This window comes from Micromonospora sp. WMMD1076, assembly GCF_029581475.1.
Taxonomy (GTDB): domain Bacteria; phylum Actinomycetota; class Actinomycetes; order Mycobacteriales; family Micromonosporaceae; genus Micromonospora; species Micromonospora aurantiaca.
This window is the reverse complement of the sequence record NZ_CP120862.1, coordinates 2,222,762-2,237,326: the sequence shown is the minus strand read 5'-3', so window position 1 is coordinate 2,237,326 and position 14,565 is coordinate 2,222,762. Positions and strand designations below refer to the sequence as shown.

Below are 14,565 nucleotides of genomic sequence, written 5' to 3'. Positions count from 1 at the left end.
AGATGAACGGCACGAACCGCACGACCCCCACACCGGCCCGCTGGCGCAAGAGCAGCCACAGCGGCGACGAGGGCGCGTGCGTGGAGATGGCGCCGCTGCCCGGCGCGGTGGCGGTCCGCGACTCGAAGGACCCGGCCGGTCCGGTGCTGGTGTTCCCGCCGCACGCCTGGGCCGCGTTCACCGCCGCGCCGCCGAGCGCCTGAGCGGCCCGCCGCCGCCCGCCCGAGCGTGACGCCGCCCCCGAGCGGCCCGCCCGGCGGGCGGCGTCAGCCGAGCGGGGCGGCGGCGGTGACGATGCCGCGTACCGCCTCCAGCGCCGCGATGGCCACCCCGCGCGCGCCGGCCATGTCCCGGTCCGGCACCAGCGCGAAGGTGGCCACCGCCCGCTGCTCCTCCCGGAGCACCGTGTGCTCGGCGACAGCGGCGAGGAACCAGTCCCGGAACTCCGGGGCCGCCTCCACCACGCCCCCGCCGACGAAGTACGCGTGCGGGTCGGTGAAGTTGGCCGCGATGGTGAACAGCCGCCCCAGCGCCTTGGCCTGCTGGGAAAACACCAGGCGGGCCAGCGGGTCGCCGCGTTCGCCGTAGCCGCGCAGCAGCTTCGCCGCCCGGTCCGGCTCCTCCGCCGCGAGCGGGTGCTCCGGATGCCGGGCCAGCCAGTACGGCAGCAGGTTGCGCCGGATCGCGGTGAGCGAGGCGACGCTCTCCGCGTCCCCGGTGAAGCCGCAGGCGCAGACCGGCGCCGCCTGGTCCGGCTCGATCAGTCCGTCCAGCGGGATGTGCACGTGCCCGAACTCGCCGGCCATACCGGCCGCGCCGCCGACCACCCGGCCGGACTCCACCACGCCCCCGCCGAGCCCGGTGCCGACGATCGCGGACACCGACGACCGGGCCATCGCCTCGGCGCCGAAGTGGACGTGGTGGGCGTAGAGCGCGGCGGCGTTGCCGTCGTTGGCGTACACGACGGGCAGGCCCAGCCGCCGTTCCAGCGCGGTGCGCACGTCGAAGCCCCGCCAGGCGGGCTGGGAGAAGTTCGTCGAGCCGCGGGAGGAGATCACGCCGGTGGCGCTGGCCGGGCCGGGCGTGTCCAGCCCGACCGCGCGGACCAGGTCGCGCGGCACGCCGGTGTGGGCCAGGACGCCGTCGAACGCCCGCGCCAGCGCCTCCACCGCGGCCTCCGGCCCGGCGCCGACCTCGCTCGGGATCTCCAGCAACCCGTCCACCAGGAACCGGCCGTCGACTGTGAGCACCGTGGCGTTGTCGCTCGTGCCCCCGTTGTCCAGCCCCACCACCACCGGCACACCTGCGCTGCCCACCGCCACCGCCTCCCGCCGCGCCTGACCCGAGGCTAGTTCCCACCCGGGCCACCCGCCACGCCCCCGGGCGGGACTCCCCCGCCGCGGTCAGCCGGGACGGCGGGCGGTGACCGCTGTCGCCTCGCGTTCCTCGTCGCGAACCACCGCCGGCTCCAGCCCGGCGGTGGTGAACACGGCGCACAGCTCCGGGGCCTGCGCGACGCTCGCCTCGACCACGACGTGCCCGCCCGGGGCGAGCCACTCGGCCGCGCCGGAGACGACCCGGCGCAGCACGGCCAGGCCGTCCGTGCCGCCGTCCAGCGCCACCGGCGCCTCGTACAGGCGCGCCTCGGCCGGCAGCGAGGCCACCGCGGCGGTCGGCACGTACGGCGCGTTCGCCACCACCAGGTCCAGCGTCCCGCGCCGGCCGGCCGGCAGCGCGTCGAACAGGTCGCCCTGGTAGACCGGGACGCCGAGCGGTTCGAGGTTGCGCCGGGCGCAGGCCACCGCCACCGGGTCGATGTCGGCGGCGGCCAGCCAGCGGGGCGTCAACCGTTCGTGCAGCACCACGGCGGCGGCACCGGAGCCGCAGCACAGGTCGAGCACCACCGGCGCCGGCCCGGCCAGCGCCGCCGCCGCGTCGACCAGCAGCGCGGTACGACCGCGCGGCACGAAGACGCCCGGGTGGACGGCGATCCGCCTCCCGCAGAACTCGGCCCAGCCGAGCAGGTGCTCCAGCGGCAGGCCGGCGACGCGACGGTCGACGAGCCGGGTCAGCGACTGCGCCGAGTCGGCGGCGGCGATCAGCAGTTCCGCCTCGTCCTCGGCGAAGACGCAACCGGCGGCGCGCAGCCGCCGGACGAGGGCCGGACGGTCGGGGGTGAACACGGTGGATGCCATGGCAAGCCTTTCGGGAAGCGCTCGTCGGCGCCCCCGGCGTCGCCTCAGCCCCGAAGCGACGCGGACTCGGAGGGAGCGCCGGTCCTCTGCTGGTGGATCGGACTCACCTCCTCGGGTCGGGGCCGCACGGGCCGTGGCTGCCCGTCACCTTAGCCCAGCGGCCGTCGCGCCGTCAGCCCGCCGCGTCGAGCGCCGCCGTCACGTCGGCGAGCAGGTCGCCGGTGTCCTCGATGCCGCAGGAGAACCGCACGAATCCCGGCGTCGTGTCGTCGCCCCACTGAGCACGCCGGTCGGCTGTGGTGTGCAGCCCGCCGAACGAGGTGGTGGCGGCCACCAGCCGGGAGGCGCGGAGGAACCGGGCCACCCGGCGCTCGTCGCCCAGGTCGAACGAGAGCACGCCCGGTACGCGCCGCATCTGCGCCGACGCGACCGGGTACGCCGGGTCGTCCGGCCGTCCGGGCCAGCGCACCCCGGTGACGTCCGGGCGGGCTGCGAGCAGGTCGGCCAGCGCCCGCGCGTTCGCGGTCTGCCGGGCCAGCCGCAGGTCGAGCGTGGCCAGCGAGCGGTGAGCGAGCCAGCAGTCGAACGCGCCCGGTACCCCGCCGGTGGCGGTGCGCCAGGCGGTCGCCGCGTCCCGCAGCCCGGCGTCCCGTGTCGCCAGGTAGCCCAGCAGCAGGTCCGAGTGGCCGGTCAGCGCCTTCGTGCCGGAGGCGACCACCACGTCCGCGCCGAGGTCCAGCGGGCGCTGCCCGAGCGGCGTGGCGGTGGTGTTGTCCACCGCCACCAGCGCACCGGCGGCGCGCGCGGCGGCCGCCACCGCCGGCACGTCGGCGACGTCCAGGCCGGGGTTCGCCGGGGTCTCCAGCAGCACCAGCCGTACGCCGTCGAACGACTGGTACGGCCCGGCCGTCGGCACGAGCACCACACGTACGCCGAGCTGTTCCAGCGTGTCCGAGGCGAACGAGCGCACCGAGAAGTAGCCGTCGGCGGGCAGCATCACCGTGTCGCCGGGGCGCAGCACTGTCAGCAGCAGCCCGGTGATGGCGGCCTGGCCGCTGGCGAAGACCCGGCAGTCGCCGCCCTCCAGCTCGCCGATCGCCGCCTCCAGCAGCCGCCGGGTGGGGTTGTCGGGCCGCCCGTACCCGTCCATTGCCGCCGACGGGCCGCGCTCGGGGTCCAGGTGGTACGGCGCGGCGAAGACCGGGCCGGGCAGCAACGGCTGACCGGGTACCGCGTCCGGCAGGCCGGCGTGCACGCTGCGCGTGCCGTCACCCCAGCGCTCGCTGCTCATCCCGGCTCGGCTCACTCGTACGACTCGGGCTTGGCGGTACGGCTCATCAGCGCGTCCACCGCCAGGCGCGGATCCGTCCCCTCGTGGCAGATCCGCTCGATCTGCTCGGTGATCGGCATCTCGACGCCGTGCGCCCGGGCCAGGTCGCGGATGGCCAGGCAGCTCTTGACGCCCTCGGCGGTCTGCCGGGTGGCGGCCTGGGCCTGCTCCAGCGTCTCCCCCCGGCCCAGGTGCTCGCCGAAGGTGCGGTTGCGGGCCATCGGCGACGAGCAGGACGCGACCAGGTCACCCATGCCGGCCAGCCCGGCGAACGTGATCGGGTCGGCGCCCAGCGCCACGCCCAGCCGGGCGGTCTCGGCCAGGCCGCGGGTCATCAGCATGGCCCGGGTGTTGTCGCCGAAGCCCATCGCGGTGGCGATGCCGTACGCCAGCGCGATCACGTTCTTGACCGCACCGCCCAGCTCGCAGCCGATCACGTCGTCGTTGGTGTACGGGCGGAAGTACGGCGTCCGGATGGACGCCTGCACCAGCGCGGTACGGCGGCTGTCGGTGCCGGCGACCACAGTGGCGGCCGGCTGCTCGGCGGCGATCTCCGGGGCCAGGTTGGGCCCGGAGACGACCACGACCCGGTCGGCGGGCACCCCGGCGGTCTCGGTGATCACCTGGCTCATCCGCTTGGTGGTGCCCAGCTCGATGCCCTTCATCAGCGACACGAGCGTGGCGTCCGGCGCCAGGTACGGCGTCCAGTCCGCGAGGTTGCCGCGCAGCGTCTGCGAGGGCACCGAGAGCACCACGATCTCGGCCCCCTCGATCGCCTCGGCGGCGTCGCCGGTGGCGGTCACCCGCTCGGGCAGGCGGATCCCCGGCAGGTACTCCGGGTTGTGCCGCCCGGTCCGGATCGCCTCGGCCACGGCGGCCCGTCGGGCCAGGACCGTCACGTCCCGGCCGGCGTCGGCAAGGATCTTGGCGAACGCGGTCCCCCAGGAACCGGCGCCCAGCACGGCGACGTGCCCGCTCATTCGGTGACCTCCCGGGTGCCGGTGCGGGCGGGCCGCTGCCAGAGCGGCGGTGGGGTGCCGCCGCGGATCTCCGCGACCAGATCCCGGATGCGCAGCATGATGGTGTCCGTCATCTCCTCCAGGATCGGCCGGGTCGGCGCGGCGCCGGCCCAGCGGCTCAGGTCCACCGGCGGCCCGGCGATCACCGTCACCGGGGTACGCGGGCGCAGCCCGAACCGGGCCGTCCGCGGGTCGAACATCCGTTCCGGGCCGACCATCGCGATCGGGACCACCGGGGCTCCGGTGGCGAGCGCCAGCCGGGCCGCGCCGGTCTTGCCCCTCATCGGCCACAGGTCCGGCTCCCGGGTGGTGGTGCCCTCCGGGTAGATCACCACGGCGCCCCCCTCGGCCAGCGCGGCGACCAGCTTGTCCAGCGACTTGACCGCCTCGACGGTGCCCCGCTCGACCGGGATCTGCTGGCAGCGGTGCAGGATCCAGCCGACCACCGGCACCCGGAACACGCTGGCCTTGCCGAGGAAGCGCGGCCAGCGCCCGGCGTCGTAGATGTAGTGCGCGACCACGAGCGGGTCGGCGTGCGAGATGTGGTTCGGCACGAGGATCACGCCGCCGTCGCGACGCAGGTGCTCCATGCCCCGCCAGGTGCGCCGGGTCCAGACCGTCATCAGCGGCTTCACCAGCACCACGGCGAGCCGTCGCCAGAACCCCAGCATCCGCCGTGCCACAGTGCCTCCTCGATCCGCCCTCGCGCCCCGGCACAGAATCATGCCTGTTCGCCCCCGCTGCGGCCAGTGCGGGTACCGGCGCTCCCGCTGGCAGGATGGTCGGCGTGTCTGAGGCCCGCTGGACCGTGGTGATGCCGGTGAAGCGCCTTCCGGCGGCGAAGAGCCGTCTGCGGGGCGCGCTGCCCGGCGTACCCCACGAGGAGCTGGCACTGGCCCTGGCGGCCGACACGCTGCGCGCGGTGCGGGCGTGCCCGGCGGTGGCCGTGGTGCTCGTGGTCACCGACGACCCGCTGGTGGCCGCTGCGGCCGGCGTGGCGGGCGCCCGCGTCGCCGGCGACCCCGGCGGCGGGCTCAACGCGGCGTTCCGGCACGGCGCGGCGGTCGCCGGGCCGCGCGCCGCCGTCGCCGGCCTGACCGCCGACCTGCCCGCGCTGCGACCGGCCGACCTGGCCGCCGCGCTGCGGGCCACCCAGGGGGTACGCGGGTTCGTGGCTGACGCCCCGGGCGGAGGCACAGTGCTGCTCGCCGCGCCGGCCGGTGCGGTGCTGTCGCCGCAGTTCGGTCCCGGCTCGGCCGCGGCGCACGTGGCGAGCGGGGCACTGCCGCTCGCCGGCGACTGGCCCAGCCTGCGCCGGGACGTGGACACCCCGGCGGACCTGGCCGACGCGGCGGGGCTCGGCGTGGGGCCGCGCACCGCCGCGCTGCTGGACCGGGTCGCCGCAGCGGTGGAGTACGGTGCTGGCATGCAGGGGACGGTGGCCACCTACGACGCGTCGACCCGCAGCGGCGTGCTGTTGCTCGACGACGGCACCGAGCTGGCGTTCCCGGCCCGCGCGTTCGACGCCTCCGGGTTGCGGCTGCTCCGATTGGGGCAGCGTGTCCGGATCGAGCGGGACGCCGACGGCGAGGTGGTCCGGGTGACCTTGCCGACGATGGCGTGAACAACCTGGCCCGAGTTCATTTTCCGTTCACCCTTATCGGGGAATCATGGGGTGGTGAGCACCCCTCGCGAGCACCCCGACGGTCCGCCGCCGATCCTCGACCCCGGCACGTCCCGTAACGGCCGCCCCACCCGCGGCCCGGACGGGCGGTTCCGCCAGACCCGGCCCCCGGAGGAGCGCCTCGGCGCCGACCCGGACGCGGCCGGCGCGGCCGGCCTGGACGAGCCGCTCGACCCGGTGGAGGGCCCCGGCCCGGCCGGCGAGACCGCCGCGGACGCCGCCCCGCCGACCGCGCCGCCGCTGCCGGAGGACCGCTTCCTCAACCGGGAGCTGTCCTGGCTCGACTTCAACGCCCGGGTGCTGGCGCTCGCCGAGGACCCGCGCACGCCGCTGCTGGAACGGGCGAAGTTCCTGGCCATCTTCGCCAGCAACCTGGACGAGTTCTACATGGTCCGGGTGGCCGGGTTGAAGCGGCGGCTCTCCGCCGGCCTGCCGGTACGCGGTGGCGACCGGCTGCCGCTGCGCACCCAGCTCGACCTGATCACCGAGAAGGCCGCCGGCCTGGTCGCCCGGCACGCCGCCTGCCTGGTCGACGACGTGCTGCCGAAGCTCGCCGCCGAGGACATCCGCATCCTGCGCTGGAGCGACCTGGACGACGCCGAGCGGGAGCGGCTGCGCACCTGGTTCCGGGAGCACATCTTCCCGGTGCTCACCCCGCTGGCGGTCGACCCGGCGCACCCGTTCCCGTACATCTCCGGCCGGTCGCTGAATCTCGCCGTGTCGGTACGCGACCCGGACGGCGGCTCGGAGCTGTTCGCCCGGGTCAAGGTGCCGAACAACGTGCCCCGGTTCGTCCGGGTGCACCGCGACCAGCCGGGCGTGCGGTTCCTGCCGGTCGAGGACCTCATCTCGGTGCACCTCGGCCAGCTGTTCTCCGGCATGCAGGTGGTCGAGTGCCACCTGTTCCGGGTGACCCGCAACGCCGAGGTGGAGGTGGACGAGGACCGCGACGAGGACCTGCTCCAGGCGCTGGAACGGGAGCTGGCCCGGCGCCGGTTCGGCCCGCCGGTACGCCTGGAGGTCGCCGCGTCCATCTCCGACCACATGCTGGAGCTGCTGGTCCGCGAGCTGGACATGGACGGTCACGACGTGCTGCGGGTCCGCGGCCTGCTCGACCTGTCCGCGCTGTGGCAGGTGTACGGCGAGGCGGACCGGCCTGACCTGAAGGACCCGTCGTTCGTGCCGGCCACCCATCCACGGCTGGCCGAGGGCGAGGTGCCGCGCAGCGTCTTCGCCACGCTGCGTGACGGCGACGTGCTGGTGCACCACCCGTACCACTCGTTCGCGACGAGCGTGCAGCGCTTCGTGGAGCAGGCGGCGGCCGACCCGAACGTGCTCGCCATCAAGCAGACGCTCTACCGCACCAGCGGCGACTCCCCGATCGTGGACGCGCTGGTCGACGCGGCCGCCGCCGGCAAGCAGGTGGTGGTGCTGGTCGAGCTGAAGGCGCGCTTCGACGAGGTGGCGAACATCGGCTGGGCGCGCACGCTGGAACGGGCCGGCTGCCACGTCGTGTACGGCCTGGTGGGGCTCAAGACGCACTGCAAGACCGCGCTGGTGGTACGCCAGGAGGGCAACCAGATCCGCCGCTACTGCCACATCGGCACCGGCAACTACCACCCGAAGACGGCCCGGCTCTACGAGGACTTCGGCATGCTCACCGCCGACCCGGAGATCGGCGCCGACCTGACCGACCTGTTCAACGTGCTCACCGGCTACAGCCGGCAGACCGCGTTCCGGCGGTTGCTGGTGGCGCCGCAGGGCATCCGCAGCGGCCTGATCGAACGCATCGACAGGGAGATCGAACACGTCCGGCTGGGCATGCCGGGGCTCGTGCAGTTCAAGGTGAACTCCCTGGTGGACGAGGAGATCACCGACGCGCTCTACCGGGCGTCGCGGGCCGGCGTGCACGTGGACCTGCTGATCCGTGGCATGTGCACGCTGCGGCCGGGCGTGCCGGGGCTGTCGGAGAACATCCGGGTCCGCTCGATCCTCGGCCGGTTCCTGGAACACTCCCGGATCTTCCGGTTCGGCAACAACGGCGACGCCGAGTTCTGGATGGGCTCGGCCGACCTGATGCACCGCAACCTGGACCGCCGGGTGGAGGCGCTGGTGCAGGTGAGCGACCCGGTGGCCCGGGCCGAACTGGACCACGTCCTCACCGCCGCGTTCGATCCCGACGTGGACGCGTTCGAGCTGGCCGCCGACGGCACCTGGCACCGGCGTACCGGGGACGGCGACGTGCCGCTGACCCACCTCCAGGATCTGTTGCTGCGCCGGGTCGGCGGCCGGGCGGACTGACCGGGCCGTGGCGCGTGCCGGGCGGGCATACGGTGAGCGGGTGAGCGACGACGAACCGGTACGGATCCGGGCCGCCGGCGGTGTGGTGTGGCGCCCCGGTCCGGCCGGCGTCGAGGTCTGCCTCGTGCACCGCCCCCGTTATGGCGACTGGTCGCTGCCGAAGGGCAAGCTGGACCGCGGCGAGCACCCCCTGGTGGCGGCCGTCCGCGAGGTGGCCGAGGAGTCCGACGTCAGCGCCGTGCCGCAGGTCCGCCTGCCCACGGTCCGCTACCGGAGCGAGGGTCTCGCGAAGGCGGTCGACTACTGGTCCATGCGGGCGGCCGGCACCGGCGGTTTCCAGCCCGGCACCGAGGTCGACGACGTGGCCTGGTTCCCGGTCGACGACGCGGTACGCCGGGTCAGCTACCCGCACGACGCCGAGGTGATCGCCGCGTTCGCGGCGCTGCCGCCGGTCACCGCGACGGTGCTGCTGGTCCGGCACGCGCACGCGGGCAAGCGCGGCACCTGGACCGGCCCGGACCACGGCCGACCACTCGACGAACAGGGGTGGGCGCAGGCGCGGGCGCTGGTCCCGCTCGTCGCGCTGGTCCGCCCGGCCCGCCTGTTCTCCGCCTCGGCCCGGCGCTGCGTGCAGACGCTGGACCCGGCGGCGGCCCGGCTCGACCTGCCGATCGAGGTCTGCGGCGACTTCGACGAACCGGCGCCGGGCCAGCAGGTCGAGGAGTGCGCGCTCGCCGCCGCGGCCCGGCTGACCGCGCTGGCGCAGGCCGTCGGGACGGTGGCGGTGTGCAGCCAGGGCAAGGTGATCCCGGGCGCGCTGGAACGGCTCACCGGCCGCGTGGACGAGGACCTCACCACCGCCAAGGGCGGCGGCTGGCTGCTGCCGTTCGCCGGTGACCGGCTGGTCCTTCCCGACCGGTTGTGAGGCGGGCCGCGGCCGCGCGGCGGTACCGGTTGCGCGGCGGCGGTTCAGGGCAGCGTGACGGTGAGCGTCACGGGGAGGTGGTCGCTGGCCTCGGTGCGCGGCGCGCGTACCTCGTCGGCGGTCAGGACCGGCGACACGAAGACGTGGTCGATCTGGGCGCGCGGATCGTCGGCCGGGCTGGTCCGCAGCGGCCGGGCCGCAGCCAGCGCGTCCACCAGCCCGGAGCGGGTGAACTCGGCGAACGCCGGGTCGTCCGGCTCGGTGTTCAGGTCACCGCCCAGCACCAGTGGACGGCCGTTCGCGTACCGGCCGGCGAACGCGGCCACCTCGCCCGCCTGCTCGACCGGATCCCGCCCGGGCGGCGGTTGCAGGTGCGTTGCGACCACCGCGAGTTCCCGGCCGCCGAGGTCGAGCGTGACGCCGAGGACCTGCGCCCCGGTCGGCGCGCCGTGTGCGGTCAGCCGCCGGGTCTGCCCGGAGCGCATCGGGAAGCGGCTGAGCACCGCGTCGCCCCAGACCGGGTCGGCGGCTGGCGCGAAGACGTACGGCATCCCCAGCCGCCCGGCCACCAACGCCAGCGTGTCGTGGCCGCCGTTGAGCCACCAGCCCCGGTCGACCTCGCTGAGCAGCACGACGTCCGCGCCGCGCAGCTCCCGGGCCACCGCGTCCACGTCCAGCCGGCCGTCCAGGCCGAACCCCATCCGGATGTTGTACGCGGCCACGCGTACCGCCGTCGGTGTGGTGGTGGCCCGGGCCAGTGCGGGCGGTACGTGCAGCGCGGCGGCGAGCCCGGCCAGCGCGGTGAGCCCGGCCAGGGCCGCGACCCGGACCGTGGCGGGCAATGCCGGGCCGGCTGATGCCGCGCCGGACGGCGTCGGCCCGGGGCGGAGAGGTGCCGTAGCCGCCACCAGAGCCACCAGGACGGCCGTGGCGACCGGAGCCCAGCCGTTGGGGTACCCCAGGTCGTAGGCGGCGTAGTAGGCCACCGTGGTCACCGCGAACACCAGCATGCCGAGCACCGCCGCCCGCCCGCGCCGCGCCCCCGCCCACCCGTCGTCGCCGTGCCCGGCCGCGTCGCCGGCGGCCCGGTCGTCGGCGGCGCCTCGCTCCTCGGCGGCGCTTCGGTCGGCTGCGGCGCCTCGCTCGTCGGCAGCCGCTTGCCCGTCGCCGATCGCATCGGTGAGGGCCAGGCAGCCGCCGAGACCGGCGGCGGTGAGCAGGTACGCCGGGACGAGCAGCCCGGTCACGAACAGCACCGGCCCGGCGAGCAGGGCGAGCGGCCACAGCACCCGGGCCAGACGGGCCGGTGCCCGGAACAACGCCGCCGAGAGGAACAGCAGCACCGCGAGCGCGCCCGGCAGGGCACCGTTGCCGGGGCGGGCGAGGCCGGGGAAGTCAGGCGATCCGGTGCCGGCGGCGGCGCTCCACAGCGCCGGGGCGAGCGCCACCTGCCCGGCCAGCAGCAGCGCCGGCCCGCACAGCAACCAGGCTCTACGGCCCGGGATCGGCGCGCGCCGCCCGGCGTCGGCGTCCGCCACATCCGCCGCCGGGGCGGCCGTCCGCACCGCGTCCCCGCGTACCCGGGCGGCGGCCCGGTCCCGCCGTACCGCCACCGAGGCGGCCAGGAACGCCGACACCAGCAGGGCGCTCAGGCTCCAGGCGAGCACGCCGCCGCGCCACACCAGATCCTCGGTGCCGAGCAGGGCGTGCCCGACCGCGTTCCCGGCCAGGCCGAGCGCCAGCCCGGCGACCGGGCGGGGCACGGACGCGGCGACGGCAGCGAGCCAGACCAGGCCGGCGAACAGTCCGGCGCAGGCCAGCCAGAGCTGGGCCGGGCCGCCGGGTTGCGCGGTGAGCGCCAGCCGGGCCGCCGCCAGCACACCGGCGGCGACGAGTCCGACCGGGGCGGCGCCGACGCGGCGTACGAGCGTGGGCGCGGCGAGGGCGAGCAGGAACCAGCCGAGCGCGAACGCGCCGAGCAACTCGGCGGGCGTCTCGGCGGCCCGGCCGAACAGGGTGATGACCGACGGCAGCCAGACCCGCAACACGTCCAGCAGGACCGCGATACCGAGCGCGAGCGTGAGGGTGGAGAGGTGACGGTGCCGCACGGGGCGCCTCTTCTCGTGACCGACGGGGGTTTTCGGCACGGCGATTCTGCGGGGCGCGACGGCGGGCGGTCAACGCGTACCCATGCGAAAGGGCGCCCACCGCGAACGGTGGGCGCCCTTCGTGGGCCGTCCGGTCAGCGCCGGGTGGCGGCCTTCTTGGCCGGCGCCTTCTTCGCGGGCGCCTTCTTGGCCGCCGTGGTCTTCTTCGCCGCCGTGGTCTTCTTGGCCGTGGCGGACTTCGCCGCGGTCGTCTTCTTGGCGGTGGTGGTTTTCTTCGCCGCGGTGGACTTCGCCGCGGTCGTCTTCTTCGCCGCCGTTGTCTTGGTCGCGGCGGCCTTCTTCGCCGGCGCGGCCTTCTTGGTCGCGGTGGTCTTGGTGGCCTTCGCCGCCGTGGTCTTCTTGGCGGCGGCGGTGGTCCGGCCTCCGGTGGCCTTGGCGGCACCGGTGGTCTTCTTCGCGGCGGCGGTGTCCTTGGGCACCTTGCCGCTGGCCACCATCTCCTTGAAGCCCGCGCCCGCCCGGAACGTCGGGACGGAGGTCTTCTTGACCTTCACCGCCTCGCCGGTCCGCGGGTTGCGCGCTGTTCGGGCTCCCCGGACGCGCTTCTCGAACGCTCCGAAACCGGTGATCGCCACCTTCTCGCCCTTGGTGACCGCCGCCTGGACCTCAGCGAGAACCGCGTCGAGCGCGGCCGTCGCCGTCTTCCGGTCCCCCAGGCGAACGGCGAGCGCCTCGATGAGCTCGGCCTTGTTCACGACTTCCTCCCGATTGTGCAACTGACTCGACGCGAGCCATTCTGCGCGCACGGTATGCCCTGTGCTGCCTGGACACAAACATTCGGTGGAAAAAAGCCCTTGTGTCGCAACGGATTCGCCCCCACCGGATGCACCGGTGGGGGCGAATAGCGCTTGAGATCAGGCGATCGAGGGCAGGAACGCCGGCCGGGCGGCCTCGTACGCGCTGATCGCGGCCTCGTGCCGGAGGGTGAGTCCAATGTCGTCCAAGCCCTCCATCAGCCGCCAACGGCTGTGGTCGTCCAGCGGGAACGCCCAGGTGGCGGCACCGGCGTGGACCTGACGCGCGGCGAGGTCGACAGTGATCGGCGTGGTCGGCTCGGATTCCACCAGATCCCACAGTTCTTCCACGGCTTTCAATTCCAGCTCGACCGGAAGGAGGCCTTCCTTGAGCGCGTTGCCGCGGAAGATGTCACCGAAGCGAGGCGAGATGACGGCCCGGAAGCCCCAGTCCCGCAGCGCCCAGACGGCGTGCTCCCGGGAGGATCCGGTGCCGAACTCGGGACCGGCGATGAGAATCGACGCGCCTGAATGGACGGGATCGTTGAGGACGAATGACGGGTCCTCCCGCCACGCGTTGAACAGACCGTCGGCGAATCCGGTCCGGGTCACCCGCTTGAGGTACACGGCGGGGATGATCTGGTCGGTGTCCACGTTGGATCGGTGCAGCGGCACGGCCGTGCCGGTGTGGCTGGTGAACTTGTCCATCTGTCGGCTGCCCTTCTACAGGTCGGCGGGGGCGGCCAGCCGGCCGGCCACGGCGGTGGCGGCGGCGACCGGCGGGGACACCAGGTGGGTACGCCCGCCCCGGCCCTGGCGGCCCTCGAAGTTGCGGTTGGAGGTCGAGGCGGAGCGCTCGCCCGGCTTCAGCGTGTCCGGGTTCATGCCCAGGCACATGGAGCAGCCGGCGAAGCGCCACTCGGCGCCGGCGTCGAGGAAGACCTCGTCCAGCCCTTCGATCTCGGCCGCCTCGCGGACCGCGGCGGAGCCGGGGACCACGAGCATGCGTACGCCGTCGGCGACCCGGTGCCCGCGCAGCACCTCGGCGGCGGCCCGCAGGTCCTCCAGGCGGCCGTTGGTGCAGGAGCCGACGAACACCACGTCCACGGCGAGGTCGCGCATCGGGGTGCCCGGGGTGAGGTCCATGTACTCCAGCGCGCGGCGGGCGGCGACCCGCTCCGGCTCGGTGACGAAGTCCTCCGGGTCCGGCACTGTCGCGCCCAGCGGTACGCCCTGCCCGGGGTTGGTGCCCCAGGTGACGAACGGCGTGATCCGGCTCGCGTCGAGCGTGACCTCGGTGTCGAAGGTCGCGCCCTCGTCGGTGGGCAGGGTCCGCCAGTACTCCAGCGCCGCGTCCCAGTCGTCGCCCTGGGGTGCGTTGGGCCGCCCCTTCAGGTACGCGAACGTGGTCTCGTCCGGCGCGATCATGCCGGCCTTGGCGCCCCACTCGATGGACATGTTCGCGATCGTCATCCGCCCCTCCATCGAGAGGTCGCGGATCGCCTCGCCCCGGTACTCGACGATGTGACCACGCCCGCCGCCGGTGCCGACCTGCGCGATCAGCGCGAGCACCAGGTCCTTGGCGGTGACGCCGGGCGCCAGCTCGCCGACCACGTTCACGGCCATGGTCTTCGGGCGGGCCTGCGGCAGCGTCTGCGTGGCCAGCACGTGTTCGACCTCACTGGTGCCGATGCCGAACGCCAGCGCGCCGAACGCGCCGTGTGTGGCGGTGTGCGAGTCGCCGCACACGATCGTCATGCCGGGCTGGGTGATGCCGAGCTGCGGGCCGATGACGTGCACGATGCCCTGGTTCTCGTCGCCCAGCGGGTGCAGGCGCACGCCGAACTCGGCGCAGTTGCGGCGCAGCGTCTCGATCTGGGTGCGGGAGGTGGGGTCCGCGATCGTGAGCAGGTCGCCGCGCCGGAGGCGGAACGCCGGGTCGTCGTACCCGGTCGGGGTGTTGTGGTCCTCGGTCGCGATCGTCAGATCGGTACGGCGGACCCCGCGCCCGGCCAGACGCAGTCCGTCGAACGCCTGCGGGCTGGTCACCTCGTGCAGCAGGTGCAGGTCGATGAAGAGCAGGTCCGGCTCGCCGGCGGCGGAGCGGACCACGTGTGCGTCCCAGACCTTCTCGGCCAGGGTCCTCGGTCGAGTGACTCCCACCATCTGGACATCCTAAATTCTGGGAGGTAAATTTCGGCTTGTGGGA

General features: G+C 74.6%; 13 protein-coding genes and 1 pseudogene. 5 read left to right on the top strand and 9 right to left on the bottom strand.

The window, feature by feature from the left end; all coding sequences use genetic code 11:
• Positions 1 to 2: 2 nt before the first annotated feature.
• Entirely contained in the window at positions 3 to 203 is a 201-nt protein-coding gene (locus O7622_RS10960; RefSeq protein ID WP_282313251.1) for a DUF397 domain-containing protein, read from the top strand.
• Between the two features lie 63 nt (positions 204 to 266).
• Here the strand turns inward: O7622_RS10960 and O7622_RS10955 are convergent, their stop codons facing one another.
• The 5 genes from O7622_RS10955 to O7622_RS10935 form a co-directional block, all read right to left on the bottom strand.
• The gene (locus tag O7622_RS10955; protein WP_282313250.1) at positions 267 to 1,316 is read right to left on the bottom strand and encodes an ROK family protein; all 1,050 of its coding nucleotides are present in this window, start codon (positions 1,314 to 1,316) and stop codon (positions 267 to 269) included.
• A gap of 87 nt (positions 1,317 to 1,403) precedes the next feature.
• Positions 1,404 to 2,195 (bottom strand): putative protein N(5)-glutamine methyltransferase, encoded by a 792-nt coding sequence (locus O7622_RS10950; RefSeq protein WP_282313249.1) that lies wholly within the window; start codon positions 2,193 to 2,195, stop codon positions 1,404 to 1,406.
• A gap of 172 nt (positions 2,196 to 2,367) precedes the next feature.
• The gene (locus O7622_RS10945; protein WP_282313248.1) at positions 2,368 to 3,486 is read right to left on the bottom strand and encodes a cystathionine gamma-lyase; all 1,119 of its coding nucleotides are present in this window, start codon (positions 3,484 to 3,486) and stop codon (positions 2,368 to 2,370) included.
• Positions 3,487 to 3,497: 11 nt separating this feature from the next.
• Positions 3,498 to 4,505 carry an NAD(P)H-dependent glycerol-3-phosphate dehydrogenase gene (locus O7622_RS10940; protein ID WP_282313247.1) on the bottom strand — a complete coding sequence of 336 codons (1,008 nt, stop codon included), beginning with the start codon at positions 4,503 to 4,505 and terminating at the stop codon, positions 3,498 to 3,500.
• Positions 4,502 to 5,227: a lysophospholipid acyltransferase family protein gene (locus tag O7622_RS10935; RefSeq protein ID WP_282313246.1), complete on the bottom strand. Its 726-nt coding sequence runs from the start codon at positions 5,225 to 5,227 to the stop codon at positions 4,502 to 4,504. The genes O7622_RS10940 and O7622_RS10935 overlap by 4 nt, the downstream gene beginning before the upstream one ends.
• A 95-nt stretch (positions 5,228 to 5,322) precedes the next feature.
• Here O7622_RS10935 and cofC point away from each other — a divergent pair.
• The 4 genes and pseudogenes from cofC to O7622_RS10915 all read left to right on the top strand — a co-directional run.
• Positions 5,323 to 5,931, top strand: a pseudogene (cofC, locus tag O7622_RS10930) (2-phospho-L-lactate guanylyltransferase); the annotation flags it as partial.
• Positions 5,932 to 5,970: 39 nt separating this feature from the next.
• Positions 5,971 to 6,168: a cold-shock protein gene (locus O7622_RS10925; RefSeq protein ID WP_043330566.1), complete on the top strand. Its 198-nt coding sequence runs from the start codon at positions 5,971 to 5,973 to the stop codon at positions 6,166 to 6,168.
• Between the two features lie 216 nt (positions 6,169 to 6,384).
• Complete coding sequence (locus tag O7622_RS10920; RefSeq protein ID WP_282314103.1) at positions 6,385 to 8,529, top strand: RNA degradosome polyphosphate kinase; 2,145 nt, start codon at positions 6,385 to 6,387, stop codon at positions 8,527 to 8,529.
• 7 nt (positions 8,530 to 8,536) lie between these two features.
• Entirely contained in the window at positions 8,537 to 9,454 is a 918-nt protein-coding gene (locus O7622_RS10915; RefSeq protein WP_282313245.1) for an NUDIX hydrolase, read from the top strand.
• Between the two features lie 44 nt (positions 9,455 to 9,498).
• On the opposite strand, the gene O7622_RS10910 is transcribed toward O7622_RS10915, so the two are convergent.
• The 4 genes from O7622_RS10910 to leuC all read right to left on the bottom strand — a co-directional run bounded on the left by O7622_RS10910 (position 9,499) and on the right by leuC (position 14,522).
• Positions 9,499 to 11,562, bottom strand: coding sequence for an endonuclease/exonuclease/phosphatase family protein (locus O7622_RS10910; RefSeq protein ID WP_282313244.1), 2,064 nt, complete (start codon positions 11,560 to 11,562; stop codon positions 9,499 to 9,501).
• A gap of 134 nt (positions 11,563 to 11,696) precedes the next feature.
• On the bottom strand, positions 11,697 to 12,317 hold the full coding sequence (locus tag O7622_RS10905; protein ID WP_348774060.1) for an HU family DNA-binding protein: 621 nt from the start codon (positions 12,315 to 12,317) through the stop codon (positions 11,697 to 11,699).
• 159 nt (positions 12,318 to 12,476) lie between these two features.
• Complete coding sequence (gene leuD / locus O7622_RS10900; protein ID WP_282313243.1) at positions 12,477 to 13,064, bottom strand: 3-isopropylmalate dehydratase small subunit; 588 nt, start codon at positions 13,062 to 13,064, stop codon at positions 12,477 to 12,479.
• 15 nt (positions 13,065 to 13,079) lie between these two features.
• Entirely contained in the window at positions 13,080 to 14,522 is a 1,443-nt protein-coding gene (leuC, locus tag O7622_RS10895; protein WP_282313242.1) for a 3-isopropylmalate dehydratase large subunit, read from the bottom strand.
• Between the last annotated feature and the right edge of the window lie 43 nt (positions 14,523 to 14,565).

Coding starts and splice junctions, on each gene's coding strand:
- O7622_RS10960 (WP_282313251.1), top strand. CDS start 3: ATGAACGGCACGAACCGCACGACCCCCACACCGGCCCGCTGGCGCAAG.
- O7622_RS10950 (WP_282313249.1), bottom strand. CDS start 2,195: ATGGCATCCACCGTGTTCACCCCCGACCGTCCGGCCCTCGTCCGGCGG.
- O7622_RS10945 (WP_282313248.1), bottom strand. CDS start 3,486: ATGAGCAGCGAGCGCTGGGGTGACGGCACGCGCAGCGTGCACGCCGGC.
- O7622_RS10940 (WP_282313247.1), bottom strand. CDS start 4,505: ATGAGCGGGCACGTCGCCGTGCTGGGCGCCGGTTCCTGGGGGACCGCG.
- O7622_RS10925 (WP_043330566.1), top strand. CDS start 5,971: ATGCAGGGGACGGTGGCCACCTACGACGCGTCGACCCGCAGCGGCGTG.
- leuD (WP_282313243.1), bottom strand. CDS start 13,064: ATGGACAAGTTCACCAGCCACACCGGCACGGCCGTGCCGCTGCACCGA.
- leuC (WP_282313242.1), bottom strand. CDS start 14,522: ATGGTGGGAGTCACTCGACCGAGGACCCTGGCCGAGAAGGTCTGGGAC.